Genomic DNA, 21675 nt, shown 5'->3' with positions numbered 1-21675 from the left:
GCACTTCGCACGGCCGAGGCCCTGCAGGGATGCGACGGGCACGTTATCCGATTGATGCGCCACGGTATGCGGAGTGGATGCGAGGCGACGCTCAATAGGTGATTGCATAGGGTCATGAGCGACCCCACCCCGACCCGCCCCTCCCCGTCGGCCGTCACCCCCGTGGAGCCCGGTGACTCCCCGCTCCCGGCATCGGACAGCAGTGCGCCGGCGCGCACGTCGGGCCGCGGATGGAAGGTCGCTCTGCTCTCGGTGGTGGGAGTGATCGTAGTTCTGGTGCTGGGGACGACGGCCGCCGGTCTGTGGATCCGTCATGCACTGGCCGGCAATGTGGAGACTTTCGCCGACCCGTTCGCGAACCTGACCGCGCGTGCGCCCCAGCAGGTGCCCGGGGACGGTCGGGAACCGGCCACGAACATTCTTCTGCTCGGTTCGGACTCGCGCATCAGCGCGGGCGACCCCTCGCAATGGGAGGCCGGAGCGCAGCGCACCGACGCGATGATGGTCGTGCAGATCAGCGGGGACAGGAAGGACGTGTCGATCATGTCGATCCCGCGCGACTCCTGGGTGGACGTCCCCGGGCACGGTCGGGCCAAGATCAACGCCGCTTACTCCTACGGCGGTCCGCCGCTGACCATTCAGACCGTCGAACAGCTCACCGGTATCCATATCGATCATGTCGTTGTCGCCGACTTCGAATCCTTCAAGGCTCTGACCGATGAGATCGGCGGCGTGACCATCAACCTCAAGAACCCGCAGACACTGGCCGGTAGCGACTTCAACTCGGGGGCGCAGTTGCTCGACGGCGAGCAGGCACTGGCCTACGCGCGCGAACGGAAGACGCTTCCCAACGGGGACCTCGACCGCGTCAATCGCCAGCAGGCGTGGATGCGGGCCATCATCGCGCAGGTGTTCGACAACGGCACGCTGTCGGACCCGACGAAGCTCTACTCCTTCCTCCATGCGGTCACCAATACGATGGCGGTCGATGAGGGATTCACCATCGGCCAGATGCAGGACCTGGCGCTGGGCTCACGCTCCATCCGTTCGAAAGATATCCACTTCATGACTGTGCCGACGGCCGGGACAGGCATGTCCGAGGACGGCCAGTCGATCGTCAACCTCGATCCGGATGCGGACGTCCCGCTCTTCGAGGCCTTCGCCACCGACATGGTGGGCGATTATTTGAGGGAGCACCCCGATGCCGTCGAACTGCTTCCCGCCACGGTGAACTGACCCGGCCCGGCCGCCGATTCGACCGAGAGCCCGTCAACAATCGCGGACCGCCCCGGACTGCGCGGTCCGATAAGTGGGACACGCACGTGACATGCGTCAGCTCGCCCGCGGCTGATGATGGCTCTGGTGATCGTCTGAAGAATGTGATGCCGAAGCTCGCCGCGATTCTTCTTGGTCGTATTGAGGCCACGACGGACGGACCTTGCCTTTGTTACCCTTCTGCGACGTCAATAGCGCCGTGTGCGACCGACGCTCGCATCGACGCGCTCGTAGTGTCATCCATGCAGGATTTCAGGTGAGTGAAGTGCACCGCCTCACGAGTACGATGCGCGCAGGGGACGACGGATGGCAGAAGAGGGCCCAGGGTCGGTTACCGGTGCGGGATGGTCGCCCGCCGTCGCTGTGCTGACCCTGCACAATGTCAGGAACTACGGGTCGGTACTTCAGGCTTTCGCGACCCAGGAACTCCTCAAGGAGGTCGGGGCGCGGTGCACGGTGATCGATTTCCGTCGTGAGGGAATAGGGGACGACGCTGCGAGTTACTTCGCGGGAAGCCGGTACTCGAACGTTCCTCTGGCCTCGCAGGCGTACCGCGTCGTGCGAGGGCGCGATGCGCGTCGACGCTCATTGGTTTTCCGCGACTTCCTCGCGAGAAGAATCAATTTGACTGGCCGTCATTACAGCTCCTTCGAGGAGCTGCGTCATTTTCCATTCGACGATTATGATGCCTACTGCGTGGGCTCGGATCAGGTGTGGAATATCGAGTACAACCGTGACAACCGCCCGTTCTACCTCTCGTTCCTGCCGGAGGGGTATCCGCGCTTCTCCTTCTCCTCGTCCATCGGTCTCGCCCGCCTCCCGCGCGGCGAGGAGGAGCGCGCGCGAGAGGCGCTCTCCCTTTTCGATGGCCTGTCCGTGCGGGAGGTCAGAGCCTACGAGTACCTCATGTCGCTCGGCCTGCGGGTCGACCAGCACGTGGACCCCACTCTTGCCCTCTCTCCCGAGTACTGGTGCAGAACCGCATCCCCGCCTGTTGTGGCCGGATCGTACGTTCTGGTCTACCAGCTCAATCGGAATCCTCTGCTTGTGAGCGCGGCGGCCCGTCTGGCCAGAAGGACCGGCCTGCCGGTGGTCAGGATCGACTACTGGCCGACCGCACGCATGCCCAGTGCGAAAAGCTATATCACACCTTCAGTGGAGGATTTTCTGGGTTTGATCAGGAATGCGTCATTCGTGGTGACCGATTCCTTTCACGGTATTGCCTTCTCGCACATATTCGAGACGCAGTTCGCGGCAGTCCCCCCACCCCGGTACAGCGGTCGGATCATGTCGGTCCTTAACCTTCTGGGAACGGACCGGAATCTTGTCCTATCTGTGGAACAGGTCGACGACATCGCCCTCAGCTGGGGTGTGCTCTCCTTCGATCGCGAGCGACTCGCGTACGAACGCCGGCGCGCTCTGGACTATCTTCGCTCGCAGGTCCCGGGCTAGTGAGAGGGGCAAACGAGACCGGTTTCAATCAACCTCAGCCGGTATTATCGATCCGCCTGTGCACGGCCTCGCTCGGGAACCCGACGTGACTGTCTATCTTCTGACCGGCCTCGTCGTGATCGTTCTCCAGATGCTGCGCGCTCATACTGTCACGGCGCAGGAGAGCGCGCCATCAGGACGCCGTGCGAGCCAGTGCGCCATCGACGTCCTGTGCGTGGTGGTTCTCGCTGCCGCGCCGGCGCTGCGCGCCGAGCAGGTCGGCACCGACACGTGGATGTACGTGGAGATGTACGACACGTCGGTGGAGACGGATTCGTGGACGAGCACGATGACGCAGTCGATCGTCGAACCGGGGTATACCGTGTGGGAGTTCGTCCTCAAGTCCGCGGGACTGGACGCCCGTGCGTTCGTGATCGTCACAGCGCTGGTGATCAACGGTCTTCAATACGAGGCGATCCGCGTCTCGCGCGTGAATCCGCTGCCGGCGGTCAGCGCGTACGCGCTGTCGGGCGTCTACCTGTTCCAGTACAACGGGATGAGGCAGGCGCTGGCCATCGCCCTGTTCCTGCTCGGCGCGGTCCATGTCGCGGGCGGGCGCCGGCTCGGCTGGATTCCCGCGCTGATGGCGGCGACGATTCACCAATCAGCTTTGCTGGCCACCATCGCCTTTGCCGCGGCGCTGCGGTTCCCCGGGCGTTCGACCTTCAGAATGCCCGCGGTGCTGACGGCCGGCGGTCTCCTCCTGGCAGTCCTGCTGATCAGCTCGGATGTGACATCGGCGATCGCGGGGCTGCTGGGCGAGAAGTACGGCGACTATCTCGGTCAGGACGCCGGATCCGGGTACGGGCGGATCGTGCACTTGTTCCTGATGCTTCTCGTGGTCTGGTTCCTCAACACGACGGAGGTGCCGGCCGGGCTGCGGAGCGTCTCGCGATTCTATTCGTTGGGCGTCGGCGTCCAGGTGGTCGGGCTCCAGCTAGCCGTCCTGGACCGGGCGACCTTGTACTTCGCGGCGAGCCTGCCCCTGCTCACGTCCTCACTGGTCTCGCAGGGCTCCCGGGCCAGGCATGCGGCCCTGTGGACGGCAATGGCCGTCTACTTCTGCATCTGGCTCGTCCGCTACGGCGATCTCCTCCCGTACTCGTGGTCCTGGAGCTGAGGCGCGTGGGCGGGCGTGCATGAGAGGTAATCGGATGGAGCGGAGTTCATCGTGACACTGAAGTCGTGGGTCAAGACTCATAGTCCGGCATTCGCCGTGCGGGCGTATCGGAGGGCGGCCATCGCACGGGAGTATGCGAGGGACTGCCGGGACTACGTTCGTTCCACCGATTGGGAGGCGGGTAGCGCGGGGCGCAGTGCACAGATCGATCGGACCGAGTGCGCCGCTTCGCGTCTGATCCTCGCCTCTCACGGACTGGAGAAGGGCGCGACCCTGCCCCGTGCGCGTCGCCCTTTCGGACATGCGCGGCGCCGGCAGATCGAACGGATCCTGGCTTCACCCGAGCAACTCGAGCTGCTCCCGGATTGGTTGGTGGACGCCTGCCGGATCGCGCTCGGCCAGCACGCCGCCTTCAACGCCACGGGCGTGATCTGCGACGATCTGACACCGCCGGGCCCCGAGCGCACGATCGCCTACCCGGTGGAGCGGGTCGAGGCGTTCGTCGATGCCCGGCATTCGGTGCGCAGCTTTGATATGTCCCGCCCTCTCGAACGTAATCTGCTGGTCGAGGCCGTGCGCATTGCGGGGCGCACACCGTCGGTGTGCAACCGCCGGTCCTACCGCGCCCACCTCATCGACGACCACGACTCGGTCATGCGCGCGCTGGACATGCAGAATGGGAGTGCTGGATTCCGCGACCGCGTCCCCGCCCTGTTCATCATCACTGAGCGCAGGTCGGCATTCATCGGAGCAGGTGAACGGAATCAGCGCTGGGTCGACGGCGGCCTGTTCGCCATGACCCTGGTCTGGGTGCTTCATGCGCTGGGGCTGGACACATGCTTCCTCAACTGGTCGCAGCCCAACGCAGTAACCGACGGGCTGCGCGCACAGGTGGGGATCAGCGTCAGCGAGGACATCGTCGTCATGATCGCCGTGGGGCATGCTGCGCGCGGGTACCGGGTCGCACGTTCGCTGCCTCGCCCGTTGAACGACATACTCACGATTCACGACTGACCGATGGATGTGAGGCGCATGGGGAGGGGGAATCCTCGTCCCGGACGGGTGCTGGTCCTGGTCGGGACGTTCGTCGCCCCGTTGTCCCAGTGGTTCGTCTTCTGGCTGCTCGCCCGATCGGATGGGCCCGGGGGGCCGGGGGAGTTCGCGACCGTCATGGCTTACGCGACGCCCATTTTCGTGGCATCGGGATGGGGGTTGAGGAACACCTGCATCACCATTCGGCGGGCTTACCCGTTCTCGTCGTTCCTGCGGCTCCGGGCGGCGGGGATCATGGCGGGTCTGATTCTTCTCGCCTGCACCGGCGCCCTGGTCGGCCTTCAGCCCGTCATGGTGGTGGCGGTGGCGATCATGAAGAGCGCCGACGCCGTCGTCGACATTCTGTACGCGCCGCTGCAGAAGAGCGGCAGGCTCGTCGCCTTCGGCTCGCTCATGGTGCTCAACGGGGTCGTCACCTCGCTGGCGGCGGGCGGTATTGCGATATGCCATGCGCCCGCCGGCGTCGTCGTTCTGGGCTCGTCGTCCGGTTCGCTCGTCACGGCCGTCGCCGCGGCCACGGCCACGCGTCGCCCTCGCCCGGACGGCGGGAGGGCGCCCGCCGCCGGGAGTCTACGCCGCCTCACGGCGGCCTCCGCACCCGTCGCCATCGCCCAGGCGGCCGCCGTCCTCGTGGCGAATCTGCCCACCTGGATCGTCTCGGGCACCGGGTCGGCGGTCGACGTGGGACGGTTCGCCGGCGCCGCCTACATCCTCACCGTCGGTTCGCTGCTGGGGTCCTCCCTCAACTCGATGTACATCGGTGAGTACCAGTCGATGGTCGTGACGCGGGGGCCCAGCGGCCTCGTGACCCGGGTAGTGCGCGCGTCGGGGTGGATTCTGCTCTGCGGAGCGGTGTGCGCGGTCGGCGTCTACGCGCTCGGGCCCGCTCTCCTCCACCTGGTGTACGGCGGCGAATTCGTCTACTCGCCGTGGTTCTTGGTGCTGATGACCTCCGCCGCGGTCCTCAACCCGGGCACGCATGTGCTGAACGCGGCGCTGCTCGCCCTGAACCTCTACCGCACCCAGATGCGGGTGGTGCTGTGGGCGTTGGCGCTGGGCGCTGCGGTCGTCGTCCCGTGCGCGGTGTGGAGCGTTCCCGCCGTTTGGTCCGGTGCGGTGAGCGCCGCGGTGACCAGCGCGGCCAAGTTCGTGCTCTCAATGAGGTGCATCGGATCTCTGAAGCGATCGCGGTGCTCGTGATGCGGTACGCGATGCGTTGCCGGTGTTCGGAAAGGAGAGGGGCCCGTGTCTGTCGCGATGCTCATGTCGGGTTTCTTCGCCGGTGAGGACTACTACATCGAGCGGTTGAGGAGCCGGGGAGTCGGTGTTGCCCACTCGCTGGCCGTTCTCAGGTCCAGGGGAATGAGAGGTCTCAGGCGGCTGCACATGCGGTCCGGCCTGCCGGGGTACGCGGCCTGGTTCGAGGACTGGGAGCGAACGGTCGACGGTGCCGACACGATCATCGTGCACGCGAGCGACCTATCGGTCCCTGTGGCCGGGTACATCCATCGCCGGTGGCCGAGGAAAAGACTGATCTCGTGGTACTGGAACCCGGCCGGTCCGGGTTCGGACCCCGGGCTCGTCCCGCCGGGCACCGGCGAGGTGTGGTCGTTCGACAGGGGGGACTGCCGCGCTCTCGGGCTGAGCCTGAACACCACCTATTCCTTCCGCGAGCTGGGGGACTTCCGGGGACGGGGCGAGGTGGATTTCCTGTTCGTCGGTTCTGACAAGGGTCGGGCCGCGGTGCTGGCCGATCTCGCCCGGCGCCTGGAGGCCGACGGCTACACCTATCGGTTCTGCGTCGCTGGGATGAGCCGGCGGACCAGGGACAGGTATCCCCGTCTGGAGCCGATCGGTCCGATCCCCTACGTCGAGATTCTGAGGATGACCGGCACGGCGAGGGCGGTCGTCGAGATTCCCCAGGCGGGGCAGCGGGGCTCCTCTCTGAGGCCGGTGGAGGCGGTGCTCATGGGCAGGAGCGTCCTCAGCCTCACGTCGGATATTCGCGCGGAAAGGCTCTACGACCCCGAGCGCGTGTTCATCGTCGGGCGGGACCGCTGGGACGGGCTCGAACAGTTTGTGGAGCGCGCCTCGGCCGGGCCCGTGCAGGACATCGTCGACTACTACGACTTCAACTCCTGGATCCGTCGTTTCGATGACGGCGGCGTGCCGTTGTGAGCGGGCGGGCGTCTCGCGCTGAGAACAACGGATGCAAGGGGGAAACGGTTTTCATGGGTGAATGTGTGACGACGTCGGGCCTGATTCACGACCAGAGGGGGAGGGCACGCCCCCTCAGGGTCCTGCACGTCACCGAGTGTTTCGGCGCCGGTGTCGGGCGCGCGATTGGTCTGAGAGCCGCGGCCCTGCCCGAGGCCGAGCACCACCTGCTGTGGACGGGGGAGGAGACGCCGACCGCCTCCCGCTGGGCGAGCATGATGAGGCTGCCGCGAACCCTACCCTCCCGCATCAGCGCCGCCAGGAGAAGAACGCGCGAACTGGGGGTGGACGTCGTGCATGCCCACTCCAGCTGGGCGGGCGTTTACACGCGGGTGGTGAGTCTGGACGCGCCCGTGGTCTACGAACCGCACTGCTTCAAGTTCACCGACCCGGCGCTCAGGGGGCCGGTGAGCCGGACCTACCGGTTCATCGAGCGCTGCCTGACGATGAACACCGCCGCAGTGGGCGTCCTGTCCCCCGACGAGCGCGCGATCGTCGCCGGCATGTCGCGCCGCCTCCCGGCCATCGAGATCCCCAACGTGCCGACTCTTTCGCAGCCGGATGTCGTGGACGGGCCGCGGCGACCCTCCCGGCTCGTCATGGTCGGCAGGCTGGCGCCTCAGAAGGACCCAGGGTACTTCGCCGAGGTGGTCGCGCAGCTGCGCCGCGGAGGCTTCACCGGTGATGCCGTGTGGGTCGGCGATGGCGACCTGGGGCTGCGCCGGATGCTGACCGCGGCGGGAGTCCGCGTGACCGGATGGCTGGGGCCGGCCGATCTCGAGGCGATGCTCCGGGAATCGATCTACATCCACTCCGCGCGCTACGAAGGGTTCCCGCTGAGCATCCTCGATGCCGCGGTCTGCGGCGCGCCCATCGTCGCGCGAAGGATTTCCGCACTGGAGCGGACCGGACTGCTGATGGCGAGTGCCGCGCACGACGTCGCCGACCTCGTCGCGAGGCTGCTCCGCTCCCCGGAGGCCGTGGACCGGTGCAGGCTCAGAGGCGAGGCTCTGCTGGCGTCCCACTTACCGGAACAACTCGCCCGGGCGCTCGCGACGCTGTACACGAAGGCGCTGTCTGAGGAGTCCGAGTGAGCGAACGCGAGCGGATCTGCCTCGTGATCCCCTACTACGAGGCCGGCGACGATCTGACGACGACCCTGGGCAGCGTCAGGCTCCGTGCGGACGACCTCATCGTCGTCGTCGATGACGGGTCGCGACGGCTCCCGGCCAGGGACGTGGCACCGCGCGAGGCCGGCCGGACACCCGTCGAACTCGTGGAGCTAGAGCGTCATGGCGGCATCACGGCCGCTCTGCGCGCGGGGGCGTCGAGGGCGCCCGAGGAATTCGGACTGCTCGGCCGCCTCGACTGCGGCGACACCTGCCGGCCGGACCGGTTCGACAAGCAGCGACGCTACCTGGAGGTCCACCCGTCGGTAGTCCTCGTCGGATCCTGGGTGGACTTCGTCGCGCCCGACGGGTCCTTCCTCTACCGTCTCGAGCAGCCCGCGGGCCCCGAGTCCGTTCGCAGGAGGATGCGCATCAACTGCGCCGTCACCCATCCGGCCGCCGTTTTCAGGCGCAGCATCTACCAGCAGGTCGGTGGTTACCCCGCTGGATACCCGGCTGCCGAGGACTTCGCCCTCTTCATGCGGCTCCTCGAGCGGGGGGAGGGGGCGAACATTCCGGAGGCGCTCGTGCGCTGCCGCACGGGAGACGGCGGGATCTCCGAGAGCAGACGACGCCAGCAGCTGGCGTCGCGGTGCCGCATCCTGATCGAGCACTTCGAGGCTCGGCCTGTGGCCGTCTACGGTCTTCTCAGAGCCGTGGTCCAGATGGTCACCCCACGTCGCTGGAGCACTTGCGCCCACCGGGTCCGTACCATGATCGACGGCGGAGGCTGAGCCGTGGAGACTGGGCCCGTCGCTCAAACCGACCCCTCCCGGGCGAGGACGACCCGCAACGTCCTGAACAGGATCCGGATGTCCATGGACAGCGCCCAATTCTCCACGTAGAAGAGATCGAAGCGCAGCGCCTCCTCCCACGTCAGCGACGACCGGCCGTTGACCTGCCACAATCCCGTCATACCCGGCTTGATCAGGAGCCGGCGGGCTGCGGTGTCATCGTAGAGCTCAACCTCCTCGGGCACCTGGGGCCTCGGGCCGACCAGGCTCATCGTCCCCCTGAAGACATTGAACAGCTGCGGGAGCTCGTCCAGGGAGGTCCGCCTCAGGAAACGGCCGAGACGGGTGATGCGGGGGTCGTTGTCGACCTTGAACAGTGGCCGGTCCGAGGTCCCCTGCCGGGCGAGGAGCGCGGTGAGCTCGGCGTCGGCGTTGACGCGCATCGTCCGGAACTTCCAGATGCGGAACTCATGGCCGTCCAGACCCACCCGTGTCTGGCGGAAGAACACCGGGCCGCGATCCTCGCTCCAGATGAGGACCGGGAGCACGATCCACAACGGCGTGAGCACGATGATGAGCGCCGCGGACAAGACGACATCCCACAGGCGTTTGATGAAGAGCCCCGCACCGTCGAGGTGGGGGACCTGGATCTCGATCAGGGAGATACCGTCGACCGGGCGCAGATGGAGGCGCGGGCCGGCGACGTCGAGCATGGAGGGAACCATGATGAGTCGGCTCGTCGCTCCCAGGACCCAGCTGATCCGACGGATGTCGGACGGGTTCAGACCGGATGACCGTGCGATGACGAGGGTGATCCCGTCGGCTCCGTCGACGGCCTTCAACAGGCATGCGGTGCCCCCGATCACCGCAGCGGGCAGCTCCGCGTCCCGGTGATCGTCCGCGCCCGCCTCGGGCGGGAGGTCGGATAGGAAGATGCCGCAGACCGCCAGCCCGAGCTCGGGCCGCCGGCCGATCTCCGCGATCACGGCGGATGCGGACTCGCAGGACCCGACGACGAAGGTCGGGTGCGTGAACACCCCGTTCCTGCGGGCCCTGACGAAACGACGGCGGGCCAGCCACCGCCACAGGTGGAGGGCGACCAGCCCGCCGGGCAGCGCCACCAGGAAGTAGCCGCGCGAGAGCTGGATCCCGGCGAGGTAGGAGACCAGCGCGAGTCCGCCGAACTCGGCGACCGTCGCCTGGAAGACGCGGTGGTACTCGTCCGGTCCGTACCCGAGCAAGTGCTCCCTGTAGGACTTCACGGCCGCCAGGAGCAGCCACCAGGTGATGACGATGCCGACGCCCAGGGGTACATAGCTCGACCACGTGCCGTGTCGAAGCGTGGCGATGGAGGCGTCCCCCGGGCCGAAGCGCACGAGGTGGGCCCCGAGGATGACCAGCGAGATGATCGCGAGGTCGCCGACTTGCAGGGCGCGTTGGAAGGACTCGGTCGTGTGGACCACCGCGTCCGTGCGGACCTGGGGGTGGTGGAGGCGTGTCTGAGTCATGGTCTCATCGGTGGGGGTTCGTTGGCGGGGGAGGGCGTTGAGGGCGAGGGACGGCTGGGACGCGACGTGGCCGTGCGGGTGGTTCGCCAGGAGACTCGAGCGGTGAGAAGGTCGAGATCGGCTATGATCATCCGCGCGATCCGGCGGAAGGCCCGTCGGTCGCGTCCGTAGGGGTCATCGATCCAGTCATCCGGCTGCGGAGTCGGGCGACGTGCGAGAACGGTCTCGGTCAGTGCCCACCATGGGACGACGACCCGCTGGGGCAGGGACGCGAGGACGGCGCCGACCTGGCCGAGCGAGAGCACGCGGTCCGCCACCTCGGGCTGGTTCGTGAAGACCCACTCGTGATGCTCCGCGCTGAAGACCAGGAGGATGTCGGAGTCCTTCAGGAGCCTGCCGGTGAGCTGTTGGGCGCGGTGCCCGCGGGGATCGATTCCCAGGTCCTCAGCGAGACGGGCGAAGGGCTCGTCCATCCCATGCCCGACGACGGCCGCGGTGCCCGCCGAGGCGGTCTCGACTCCCCGGGTCCTCGGGCTCGAGGTGAAGTAGCACGCGGCAAAGGCGGATCGGCAGATGTTTCCCGTGCAGACGAACAGCGCTCGCGGGGGGCGCCAGGCCCTTCTCCGCTGCGTCCGGGCCGCGGAATCGGTCATGAGCCACGACGGCGGTTGAGTCATTGCGACCTCGGCCTCCTGCCGTCGCGGCGAGGAGGGCTCCGCACGATCGGTGCGTGCCCGGCGCTCGCGGTGTCTCACCGTGCCTCGGCCGCGTTCGCGGCGCCGTAACCGGGGCGGGTGCGCCACGTTTGCGCCTGAGCCGGCGTCCACCTGCTGGCAGTGGGACGCTGGCGCTCCAGCATGGCGATGAAGTCCATCGTGGACGGAGCGCTCCCGGCACCGTCATCGCTTCCTGCACCCGGAGTCCGGTTCGCGGAATCCGCCGGTCCGTGCGTATCGGGGACGGCTTCCTGCATGATGCGCGGAACCGATTCGCGAGGGCCTTTCGGGGGCTTCGGGGACGGGGATGACGGGGCGTAGTCGGTGGCCGCGTATCCGTACAGGTCTTCGCCGTAGCGCAGGCGGTCGAAGCCAGTTGAGGGGACCTGGTTGAGGACGACGCCGAGGACCGCGCCGCCACCCTGCTTGATGCCGGCGGCGGCCTGACGAAGCTGGTCCTGCGTGGTGGACCCGGAACGGACGACGAGGAGGACTCCGTCGGCGTGCTCGGCCAGCGCCACTGCGTCCGTGACCGGCAGGATGGGGGGCGCGTCGATGATGACGACGTGGTCGGCGGCGAGGTAGGACAGCAGCTCCGACATGCGTGTGGAGCCCAAGAGTTCCGACGGGTTGGGAGGGGTGTCGCCTGCGGGGATCACCTGCAGGCCCGCGACGGGGGTGCGGACGAGCGCCCGTTCCAGGGAGGTTGCCCCGACAAGGAGCTGGGAGAGTCCCGGATGGTGCGAGCCCATGCGGAAGGTGTCCTTCATGGTCGGCCTGCGCAGGTCTCCCTCCATGAGGATGACGTCCTGCCCGGATAACGCCATGACGCGGGCGAGGTTGGCCGAAACGGTCGATTTTCCGTCTCCCTGCAGGGCGGATGACACGATAAGGGTACGGAGTCCCTTGTCTATATTGGCGTACCGCAGATTGGTACGCAGTTTGCGGAGCGCCTCCTCAGCCCTGTGGTCGTGATCCTCCGAGCGCTCGTCCCGTGCGATTGACGCTGAACGAGGAATGGCGGCCAGAACAGGCTCCTCGACGACTGATGCGACGTCCGACTGAGACCGGACGCGTTTGTCCAGGGCGTTGCGGGTGAAGGCCAGGAGATAGCCGAGGACGACTCCGCCGAGTCCTCCGAGCCCGAGGTGCTTGGGGAGGGAGGGCGATCGGGTCGCACCCGACATGCTCGACGGGGACATGAGGACGAGGCCGACTGGCGACCGCGAGCCCTCGAGGCGCCTGATCTGCGCGTCCGCCTGGCGGACGGTTTCGTCGGCCACCGCCTGCGCCTCGGCAGCGGTCGGGGCGACGGCGGAGACGTTGATCGTCAGGGCGTTCTTCTCGCTCGTGGCGGTGATCGAGCCGGACAGCTCCGCAGGGGTCGTTGCCAGGCCGAGGGTGTTGATGACCCCCTGGGCCACAGGCTCAGAGGTGAAGACGGGGACGAAGGCCTTGACCTTCTGGGAGGCGAGCTGCGAAGCGGCGTAATACGAGTCGGCCCGGCTCTGGTCCTCGGAGTCTGAGGGGACGGAGACCCTGACGTAGGCGACCGCCGACGCTGTATATGTGATGGGGGTGAGCCATAGGCTGACGAGTGACAGCGCGATTCCGATTACAAGGCCGACGGCGATAGCGCCGATTCTCTGCCGCGTGAGTTTGAGAACGTCTTCGAACGTCATATCAGGTCACCGGTCGCGGAGCGGGCTCGGAAAATCTTGCCGCTCCTGCGGGAAGTGGGGGATGAGCGCGGGAATCACATTTGAGGAGCCTACAGCGCTTGTGCCCGGGTGGGCCTCGTACGGCGACATCTGTGGCTGAGTCGTTATGCCGGGTGCTATTCCGATCAGTGCGGGTGCACGATGTCGGACACGTGCGGCGAGCTTTCGACCGAAGCTGAGAGGGATATCGGGTTCGCCTCGACGCGAGCGGCTGGATGTCTCGATCGGGCATAGATTCGAATCGCAACCCTAGCTATCTCAATGCTAGCAACGCACCAGCGTTAAGGTGCGCCTGCGCGGTCGCCCCTGCGCGACGGCGACTGCCGTCGCGCCCCTGCCCCGATGTCCACGATCGGACGGAGGACCGCCCGGAAGAACGATCTGAAGGACTCCGAAGGACAGCATGCCGACCCCAGTTAACGCGTCAGGACCGGTGGACGCCCGCCTGCGGTCGACGTCCGTCTCGCGGCCGGTCGCGCCCCCATGGGCTCCGGGACGCCGAACACCGACCGCGCACCCATGATCCGGCTGACTCTCCCGGGCTCCTCGAGACGCCCTCGTCATCGCCCGCGACACCCTGCGCTCAGCGTCGTCATCCCGCTTGCCCCCGATTTCCCTGTCACCGACGGCGATTGCGATGATTCTGGTGTTTCCGACGTTTCCGGAGCTTCCGGCATCCCGGATCGGCAGGACGTCTGCGCCCTCCCCGCTCCGGGCGCGCCCTGTGCGGATGATGCCGAGCGGGCGATCCGGTCCGTTCTCGACCAGTCGCTGCGCAGCCTCGAGGTGCTCCTCGCCCCTGGCTCGCCCGGGGCGACGGCGCCGTCCGCCGTCGCCGCAACGCGGCGATGGGCCCGGCGTGATGAGCGCGTGCGTCTCCTGCGGGACGCCGGCCTCGCTGCCGCCGTGCGCGCGGCACGGGCGCCCCTGCTCACCGTCCTGGACCCCCGCGACGTCGTCGTGCCCGGAGCCTACGAGACCATGACCGCGTCGTTGAGGGACTCCGGATCCCGGGCCGTCCTGGGAGCGGCGCATGCGCGTTCGACGGTCGACGGGGACCGCGATGCCCGTGCGAGCCGCATCCGCGCCCGGCTGGTCGATGCGCCCGAGGCCGTGGACGAGCCCCTGGCCGGCCGCCTCCTGGCACGCACCAGGCTGTGGGACGCCGCCGCGGTCCGGGCGGACGAGAGCGCCGAGGCGCTGGCGATCCGAACACTGCTGTCGGCTCGCAACGTCGACATCCTCGAATGCGACGTTCTTGCGTACCCCGAGCGCGAGGGGGGAGTCGATGCGCGCCTGGCTCGTAGCCTGATGCGGGCACGGGCTCTCGCCGTCGTCACCGCAGCTCCCGCGGCCATCCGCAGTCGCCTGCTGGGCGCGTGGATGCGCGATGAGTTGGTCGATTTGGCCGCTTGCGCCGCCGAGCTGCCCGCCGGCGGCGTCGAGCGACTGGGCGCCGTCCTCGACGACCTGCTGCCCGGGCCCGCCGACGACGCCTGGGCGCTGCTGCCCCTGCTTGATCGCGCACTGGTGTGGACCCTGGCCCGCGGCACCCGCGGAGACCTGGATGAGCTGATCGCCTCGCGCATCGAGGAGACCACCGTCTGCCCGATTCAGGTGGTCGGAGACCTCTACTCGCCGTTGCGTGCCGCCCCGCCGGTACTGGACCGCATCGCCGACCTGCCCGCCGAGCTGGTCGCCGTCCGCTCTGCGGACCTGCCGCTGACCGCCACCGCGTCCGTGCGTCTTATTGCGCCGGGCCGTCTTGAGGCCAGCGGCCTGGCTTATGTGCGCGGCCTGTCCACCGGCGACACGGGACGCCTGGATATCGAGGCGCTCGATGAAGCCGGTTGCCTCCTCGCCCGGGGGCGGGCCGAGCGCAGACGGGCGCCGGAGGCCGATCTGGAGGCCGACGATCCATGGCGCAGCCACATCGACTCGGGTTTCACCGCCGTTCTCGACCTCGGCGACCGGATGCGCTCGGACGGGCGGGTGCGGCTGCGCGCAGTACTGACCGTCGTGGACCGTGCTACCACCGCCTGGCTGCCCGACCTCTCCAGTGTCTCCGGCGCGCCCGACGCGGCTGCGGCCCCCGGGACGGGAGCCGCAGCCGGGCCCGCCTGCGCCGGGGTCACCCTCGACTCCGCCTGTCTGGAGGACGGGGTTCTCACCCTGGAGGGCCGGGCGCCCGAGGACCTGGAGCGCCTCGTCATCACGGCGCGCTCCCGCCGCGATCATTGCGCGTTAGCCACGGCCCGCCCCGCGTCCGGCGCCTGGCGCGCCACGGCCGACCTGCACGACGCCGCCCTGACCACGGGCGAGCATGCGCTGACCTGGGGCGCCGGGCCGGGGCGGGGCGGACCGTGTCTGGCGGGAGCCTTCCTCAGTGCCGCCCCGGTCGAGCTGAACGGCCAGGTGCGCTCCGTGCGCCTGCACGCCGGGCCCGACCGTGCGATGACCCTGACCGTCATGGCGCCCTTGACGGCTTTCGAACGCTCGCGCTACGGACGCACTCAGTTGGCCACCGGCGAGGCGGGCCCCATCAGATCCGCGATTGCTTTCGAGTCCCTCAGCGGCCGCTCCGACGAAGGCGACCCGGCGGCGATTCTGGCGGATCTACGCGCCCACGATCTGAGAGTGCCGATGTGGTGGACGGTCCTGGACGGTGCGATGAGTGCGCCACCGGGCGCCGTGCCCGTCGTACGCGGGTCGCGGGCCTGGTTCCGGGCTCTGCGCACATCACGAGTCCTCATCACCGATGACATCCTTCCCGATTGGTTCTCCAAGCGACCCGGCCAGCACGTCCTTCAGGCTCTGCACGGCGCGCCGGTCGGAGGCCCCCACCCGATGGACTCCGCGGCGTGCACGACCTCCCCGGCTCGCCGGGGCCTTGGACTGCGCCGCGTTCCCCAGTGGGATCTTCTCCTGGCCCGTGACGATGAGGCCGCTCGTCACCTGCGTGCCGTCACGGGCTACACCGGTCGGGTGCTGGTCGGCCGGCCGCCCCGCACCGCGGGTCTGCTGGCCGGTGAGGAGGGGCGGCGCCGTGCGCGCGCCGAACTCGAGATCGGCGCCGGCAGCCGGGTTGTTCTGTACGTCCCGGCCCGATGCGCGGGAACGTGCGACGAGCAGTGGACCTTCGAGCCGGGTCGTCCACTGGATCCGGCGGAGCTCGCGGCGCGCACGGACTCGGTCGTGCTTGTGCGAGGTCCCCGCGCGAACGGGACACGGGCGCGCGGCGCGGCCGTCGTCGACGTCAGTGCGGGCCCGAACATGGAGGACCTCATGCTGGCATCGGACGTCCTCGTGACCGACTGCCCGGACGCCGTCCTCGACTACGTCTCGACCGGCCGGCCGGCAGTCCTGCACGTACCCGACATGAGTCGCTATCGCGACGTCGAGCGGGGGCTGTACCGGAGCTGGCCGGAAGGTTCAGGTCTGTCGATCGCTTTCACGCGGGCCGACCTCATCGAGTGGGTGCGCGCGGCGTTGCACGACGCGACGTGCGAGGGCTCGACCCGCGGGTGGATCGACCCCGCACCCGTCCGGCGGACGTTGAAGCGGGTACGGGCCTGGATCCGCAACGCCCTGGACGACGAGCGGTGAGAGAAGAGCGGTCTCGACCGAGGTGCGGTCGTGCCGGTTCCCATCCGCCTCAGGCCGCCGACGGCATGGAGCGCGGGGGCCGTACGGGCCTCATCGTCGTGCCGTCCGCTGCGGCGGATTCCATCCAGCGGCGCACCGCGGCGCTGTGAAGGTCCGCCCGCGCATTCTCCTGCAGCTCGTCGATCGCCCCCAGCGTCGACATGGGAACGGGAGGAACGGCGGTCTGCGCGATCAGCGGGTGCCGGGGCCGCTCATCGACTTCACTGGCACCGAACAGGCGCTCGGTCACCTTTTCTCCCGACCCGATTCGGGTGTAGACCACGCGTGCGTTGGGATGACCCAGCAGATTCGCAAAGCGCCGTGCAACCTCCTCGAGATTATGCGGCTCACCCATGTCGAGAACCGCCACCTCACCGCTGCGGGCCAGCGCGCCCGCCTGCAGGATCAGTCGGCAGGCGTGGTCGGCGCTCATGAAGAAGCTGCGCATCCGCGGGTCCGCGATCGTCATGGGCAGGCCCCGCTCCAGCTGGGAGGCGAAGGTCTGCAGCACCGAGCCGTGCGACTCCAGCACGTTGCCCAAGCGCACCGAGACGAAACGGTGATCCTCGTCCAGGCGAAGGCCGAAGGTCGAGGTCAGGCGCTCAGCTACGCGTTTGGAGCAGCCCAGCGCGCCCTGAGGGTCAGCGGCCTTGTCGGTGGAGATGTTGACGAAGCGGCGCACGTCGTACGCCGAGGCGGCCAGCAGTAGATCCCGGGTGGCCACGACATTGGTCAAGAACGCCTCATCGGGGAAGCGCTCGGTGAGCGGGAGGCTGTTCAGCGCCGCCGCGTGGAAGACGATCGTGGGGCGGGTCTCCTCGAACAGGGCGTCGATGAAGCCGGGCGTGCGCAGGTCCCCCAGAACCAGGTCGGGGGAGTCCATGATCGGTTCCCCGTCCAGGGAGAGCTGGACGTGGTGGAGAGCAGACTCGTCGCGGTCGACCATAACGAGGCGCTCGGGCTCGTAGCGGGCGATCTCATGGCACAGCTGGGAGCCGATGGAGCCACCCGCGCCCGTCACCAGTACCCTCTCCCCGGTCAGATAGGCGGCGATCGCCTCGACGTCGGTGCCGATGACGCGTCGCCCCAGCAGGTCCGCGATCTCGAGCGGGCGGAAGAGCCGGGTCCCGCGGATCGCCGACGCCCCCGGGCGTCGCGGGGGCGCCTTGGCCATGACTTCGGCGGGGGAGGGCATCACCCGAACCTCCAGTCCCAGTGCGTCCGCCTGACGCGCCACTCGGTCGATGCTCTCGGGGTCGGCAGGGGCTGTCGTCAGGAGCAGCAGATCGGCCCCGGTGTCGCGGGCGACCCTCCCCAGGGCGCTCCACGGCCCGAGGACCCGTACGTCGCGGATGCTCCGGTGATGCGTCGCGGGGTCGTTGTCGAGCACGGCAACCGGCTGGAAGCCCGAGCCGTCCTCGAGCATGGAGCGGATCGCCTGCGCAGCACCGTAGCCGGCCCCCAGGATGATGGTCCGGCGCGTCCTGCGCGCCTCGGAACGGTGCGGCGGCTCAACCGCCCGCGCGAAGCACCATCGTGCCGCCAGGTGGGTCAGGAGCGCCAGTGCGCTCGCCACCACGGCGGCTTCGACGGATATGAGCCGGTCGGCGAGGACGAGCGAGACAACCGTGATGATGGCGGCAATCGACAGATCGATGGACAGAAGCCGGGGGACCTCATCGATTGTGGCCGAGCGGGGGCGGTTCGATGCGAAGAGCGCGTCGATGACCGTGTGCAGGCCCACTGCCAAACCCATCACCGCCCCCGCGACGAGTCCTCCGCCGCCGCAGGCGCCCTCGCCGGGGGCGAGGCGGGTCGCCACGACGATGCTGACCGCCCACACGACGGAGTCCAGAATCGCCGTGCCGCGCGGGAACCGGATGCGCTGGCCGTCGACGACCGTCGGCGCACGATTCGAACACGGAACGGCGCTCATAGGACGGCCGCCCCGTGCGCCGGGACGGTGCGGGCGCATTCCTCCCGCCGATGATGGATCCCGCGCAGAACGGTGACGTGCTCGGGCATCGGGTCTCCTACGGCTGAGCGAGACAGGCGGCGCTGCGGAACGCACCGCCGATGAGGACCGGAACACGGTAGCGCGCGTCCCCGCATGCGCACCGGCCGGCCCTCGACTTGTTGCCCAGTCGTGACCCGGCGGCCCATGCCGAGCGCCGCCTCATGCTCTTGGCCGTCGCGAGGGCGGATATGACACACTGTCCCGCTGAAGGACGTGAGCCGAGGACGGGGGCATATGGACCACGCATGTATTCCGAGCGTTGTCGGTGTTGCCGCCTACGACACCACTTTGCGCGACGGCGCCCAGCAGCAGTCCATCTCCTTCACCGTGGAGGACAAGCTCGCCGTCGCACGACTCCTCGACGAGCTCGGCGTGGCCTATATCGAGGCCGGCTGGCCCGGCGCCATCCCCAAGGACACCGCTTTCTTCGCGCGGGCCCGCCAGGAGCTTGATCTGGCCGCCGCGCGGCTCGTCGCCTTCGGCTCCACCTGCAGGGCCGGTCGTCCCGCCGCCGAGGACGCTCAGGTGCGCGACCTGCTGGACTCGGGCGCACCAGTGGTCACCGTCGTCGCCAAGTCAGATCCGGTCCATGTCGAGCGGGCCCTGCGCACCAGCCGCGAGGAGAACCTGCGCATGGTGCGTGAAACCGTCGAGGTGCTGGCCGCCGCCGGACGGGAGGTCATGGTCGACCTCGAGCACTACTTCGACGGCCTGAGGCGCGATTCCGACTACGGCGTGCAGGTCGCCACGACCGCGGCGCGCGCCGGAGCGGTCACCGTCATCGCCTGCGACACCAACGGCGGCACCATGCCCGATCGCGTCGCTCGGCGTGTCCGCGAGCTGCGCGACGCTCTGGACGCCGCGGGGCGGGAGAGCTGCGCCGTCGGGATCCACACGCACGACGACGCCGGCGTCGCGGTTGCCGGCGCCCTGGCCGCCGTCGAGGCCGGCGCCCGCCAGGTGCAGGGCTGCGTCAACGGCTTCGGCGAACGCACCGGCAACGCCAATCTTTTGACCCTCATCGCCGACCTCGAACTCAAGAGCGGTTGGACCGTCCTGCCCGGGGACGATGCCGAGCGCGCTCGTCGTCTGAGCGAGCTGTCCGCCGTCTCGCGCACCGTTGACGAGATCGCCAACCGCGCCCCCTCCGGCCGCCTGCCCTACGTGGGGACCAGGGCCTTCGCCCACAAGGCGGGGCTGCACGCCAGCGCCATCAGAGTCGATCCGGACCTGTACCAGCACATCGACCCCGCCCGGGTCGGCAACACCACGACCATGCTCGTCTCGGAGATGGCGGGACGAGCCTCCATCGAGCTCAAGGCCCGTGAGCTGGGCATCGACACCGGCGGCGACGCCGAGCTGCTCGGACGCGTCACCGAGATGGTCAAGGCGCGTGAGGCCGCCGGCTACGCCTACGACGCCGCCGACGGCAGCTTCGAACTGCTGCTGCGCTCCGCTCGCGGGGACCTGCCCGCCTACTTCCGCGTGGAGTCCTGGCGCGCCTCCATCCAGGCGCGCCCGCGCGCTGGCGAGGTGGTTCTGCTCGCGGATGGCCGCACCGACACCGAGGCGGAGGCCACCGTGCGGCTGCGGGTCGGCGGACGGCGTCGCGCCGTCCTGGGGGAGGGCAACGGTCCGGTCAACGCTCTGGATCGCGCTCTGTGCGATGCCTTGGCGGAGACCTACCCCGAGATCAGACGTTTCGAGCTGACCGACTTCAAGGTCCGCATCCTCGACTCCGAGCGTGGCACGCGCTCTATCGTGCGCGTGCTGATCGACATCACCGACGGTGAGCGCACCTGGTCCACGGTCGGAGTGGGCACCGACATCATCGAAGCCTCCTGGGAGGCTCTCACCGACGGGCACACGGTCGGCCTGCTGCGGGCGGGCGTCGTCCCCCGATGAGCCCGACCGTCGCGCTCGCGGTCCGTCGCAGACATCCCCGCGGAGGCGGTTTCGTGGCACGGCCGGGGCCGGAGCCCCGCCCGGTCAGTCGTTGTGCTGGACGACCTCGAAGCCAAGCGGCTCGACGCTCATGCCGCGGCGCTCGTCGTCCGCATGGCGGCCAGTCGGTCGGGCGGCGGCCCACGCCTCGTAATGCTCGCGGGTGTCCCACCGGGTGACGACGAAGTAGCGGTTCTCCCCGATGACGGGGCGCAGGAGTTCGAAGCCTGCGAAGCCTTCGGCCCTGTCGACGGCCCGTTTGCGGGCGGCGAAGCGGCGTTCGATCTCGGCATCCGCGTTCTCGGGGATCGTCAGAGCGGTGATATTGACGAAGGTCATGGGGGCTCCTCACACGATAGATGGATCGGGGTGGACACCACGTCGGTGCTCCGGTCACGGCTCACGACGGCGTGAGAATACTCCCGCACCCTCAACGCTCGGGTTCGTGTGCCCGCGAGGGCCTCGACCTGCGCGGCGATCGGGGACGCGGTGTTCTCACGGATCCGTGCGCCGACGACGACGCCGGGCCACCGCGAGGATCAACGGGACGAGCAGCAGCCAGAATCCGGATGACGGCATGGTGACGATGCCACCGAGAGTGAGCGCCCCCAGGCCTCCCACCAACGCCCACGGCAGGGCGATTCCGCGGCGCTCGAGGGTCGCGATCGCTCCGCCGAGAAGTATCAGGGCGAAACCGGTGACGAGGAACCAGTAGATCGCCCGCCGGTCCGGAGCGGTGTCCCATGCGCCGATCGTTCCTGCGACAATGCCCTCCCTGATCGGGGATCGCCCCGTGACCAGTCCGATGATGCTGTGGAGGATCCCGATACCGATGAGGCACCAGCCGACGAGGGGACGTGCTCGTGAATCCTCCGCGGGTTCTGAGATTCGTGAGATTCCTGAGGTTTTTGCGCACATGTTGGGGGAGACCAAATTCTTCCGACACGGGTCGTCATTGCGTCGCGTGCGGTGCGAGCGCACGACGGTGCAGTCACGTACAGCGGGCACCGACGAGAAACTGCGTCCGCGCACTAGCAACATCATATCGTAATCCGGCGAGATCGG

16 protein-coding genes are annotated in these 21675 nt (G+C 68.5%); 10 read left to right on the top strand and 6 right to left on the bottom strand.

Annotated features, from left to right (window positions below):
• Positions 1-114 precede the first annotated feature (114 nt).
• The 8 genes from HMPREF9062_RS09775 to HMPREF9062_RS09740 all read left to right on the top strand — a co-directional run bounded on the left by HMPREF9062_RS09775 (position 115) and on the right by HMPREF9062_RS09740 (position 9059).
• Positions 115-1236: an LCP family protein gene (locus HMPREF9062_RS09775; RefSeq protein ID WP_009749957.1), complete on the top strand. Its 1122-nt coding sequence runs from the start codon at positions 115-117 to the stop codon at positions 1234-1236.
• 402 nt (positions 1237-1638) lie between these two features.
• Positions 1639-2727, top strand: coding sequence for a polysaccharide pyruvyl transferase family protein (locus HMPREF9062_RS09770; protein ID WP_009749956.1), 1089 nt, complete (start codon positions 1639-1641; stop codon positions 2725-2727).
• A gap of 85 nt (positions 2728-2812) precedes the next feature.
• Positions 2813-3886, top strand: a complete 1074-nt coding sequence (locus HMPREF9062_RS09765) for an EpsG family protein (protein WP_034254948.1) — start codon at positions 2813-2815, stop codon at positions 3884-3886.
• Positions 3887-3937: 51 nt separating this feature from the next.
• Positions 3938-4900, top strand: a complete 963-nt coding sequence (locus HMPREF9062_RS12210) for a nitroreductase family protein (protein WP_050795281.1) — start codon at positions 3938-3940, stop codon at positions 4898-4900.
• Between the two features lie 18 nt (positions 4901-4918).
• Positions 4919-6139, top strand: coding sequence for a lipopolysaccharide biosynthesis protein (locus HMPREF9062_RS09755; RefSeq protein WP_156790017.1), 1221 nt, complete (start codon positions 4919-4921; stop codon positions 6137-6139).
• Positions 6140-6184: 45 nt separating this feature from the next.
• Positions 6185-7117 carry a hypothetical protein gene (locus HMPREF9062_RS09750; protein ID WP_253270698.1) on the top strand — a complete coding sequence of 311 codons (933 nt, stop codon included), beginning with the start codon at positions 6185-6187 and terminating at the stop codon, positions 7115-7117.
• 65 nt (positions 7118-7182) lie between these two features.
• Positions 7183-8250 carry a glycosyltransferase family 4 protein gene (locus HMPREF9062_RS09745; protein ID WP_253270697.1) on the top strand — a complete coding sequence of 356 codons (1068 nt, stop codon included), beginning with the start codon at positions 7183-7185 and terminating at the stop codon, positions 8248-8250.
• The gene (locus tag HMPREF9062_RS09740; RefSeq protein ID WP_009749950.1) at positions 8247-9059 is read left to right on the top strand and encodes a glycosyltransferase; all 813 of its coding nucleotides are present in this window, start codon (positions 8247-8249) and stop codon (positions 9057-9059) included. Before HMPREF9062_RS09745 ends, HMPREF9062_RS09740 begins: the two co-directional genes overlap by 4 nt.
• 23 nt (positions 9060-9082) lie before the next feature.
• On the opposite strand, the gene HMPREF9062_RS09735 is transcribed toward HMPREF9062_RS09740, so the two are convergent.
• The 3 genes from HMPREF9062_RS09735 to HMPREF9062_RS09725 all read right to left on the bottom strand — a co-directional run bounded on the left by HMPREF9062_RS09735 (position 9083) and on the right by HMPREF9062_RS09725 (position 12965).
• Positions 9083-10567, bottom strand: a complete 1485-nt coding sequence (locus HMPREF9062_RS09735) for a sugar transferase (protein ID WP_009749949.1) — start codon at positions 10565-10567, stop codon at positions 9083-9085.
• Positions 10564-11244, bottom strand: a complete 681-nt coding sequence (locus HMPREF9062_RS12205; protein ID WP_050795280.1) for an arsenate reductase/protein-tyrosine-phosphatase family protein — start codon at positions 11242-11244, stop codon at positions 10564-10566. Before HMPREF9062_RS12205 ends, HMPREF9062_RS09735 begins: the two co-directional genes overlap by 4 nt.
• Before the next feature lie 74 nt (positions 11245-11318).
• Positions 11319-12965 (bottom strand): polysaccharide biosynthesis tyrosine autokinase, encoded by a 1647-nt coding sequence (locus HMPREF9062_RS09725; RefSeq protein WP_009749947.1) that lies wholly within the window; start codon positions 12963-12965, stop codon positions 11319-11321.
• 909 nt (positions 12966-13874) lie between these two features.
• Here HMPREF9062_RS09725 and HMPREF9062_RS09720 point away from each other — a divergent pair.
• Positions 13875-16610, top strand: coding sequence for a CDP-glycerol glycerophosphotransferase family protein (locus tag HMPREF9062_RS09720; RefSeq protein ID WP_009749945.1), 2736 nt, complete (start codon positions 13875-13877; stop codon positions 16608-16610).
• 49 nt (positions 16611-16659) lie between these two features.
• On the opposite strand, the gene HMPREF9062_RS09715 is transcribed toward HMPREF9062_RS09720, so the two are convergent.
• Entirely contained in the window at positions 16660-18585 is a 1926-nt protein-coding gene (locus HMPREF9062_RS09715; protein ID WP_009749944.1) for a polysaccharide biosynthesis protein, read from the bottom strand.
• Positions 18586-18900: 315 nt separating this feature from the next.
• On the opposite strand from HMPREF9062_RS09715, the gene cimA reads away from it, so the two are divergent.
• Complete coding sequence (cimA, locus tag HMPREF9062_RS09710; RefSeq protein ID WP_009749943.1) at positions 18901-20571, top strand: citramalate synthase; 1671 nt, start codon at positions 18901-18903, stop codon at positions 20569-20571.
• A gap of 84 nt (positions 20572-20655) precedes the next feature.
• Here the strand turns inward: cimA and HMPREF9062_RS09705 are convergent, their stop codons facing one another.
• Both HMPREF9062_RS09705 and HMPREF9062_RS13675 read right to left on the bottom strand, forming a co-directional pair.
• A complete protein-coding gene (locus tag HMPREF9062_RS09705) occupies positions 20656-20949 on the bottom strand; it encodes an antibiotic biosynthesis monooxygenase family protein (RefSeq protein WP_009749942.1) in 294 nt (97 codons plus the stop codon).
• 156 nt (positions 20950-21105) lie between these two features.
• A complete protein-coding gene (locus HMPREF9062_RS13675; RefSeq protein ID WP_253270696.1) occupies positions 21106-21642 on the bottom strand; it encodes a DUF6463 family protein in 537 nt (178 codons plus the stop codon).
• Positions 21643-21675: the final 33 nt, after the last annotated feature.

The organism is Actinomyces sp. oral taxon 448 str. F0400, assembly GCF_000220835.1.
Classification (GTDB): domain Bacteria; phylum Actinomycetota; class Actinomycetes; order Actinomycetales; family Actinomycetaceae; genus Actinomyces.
Note: the sequence above shows the minus strand (reverse complement) of the source record. Positions and strands in the feature narration are given on the sequence as shown.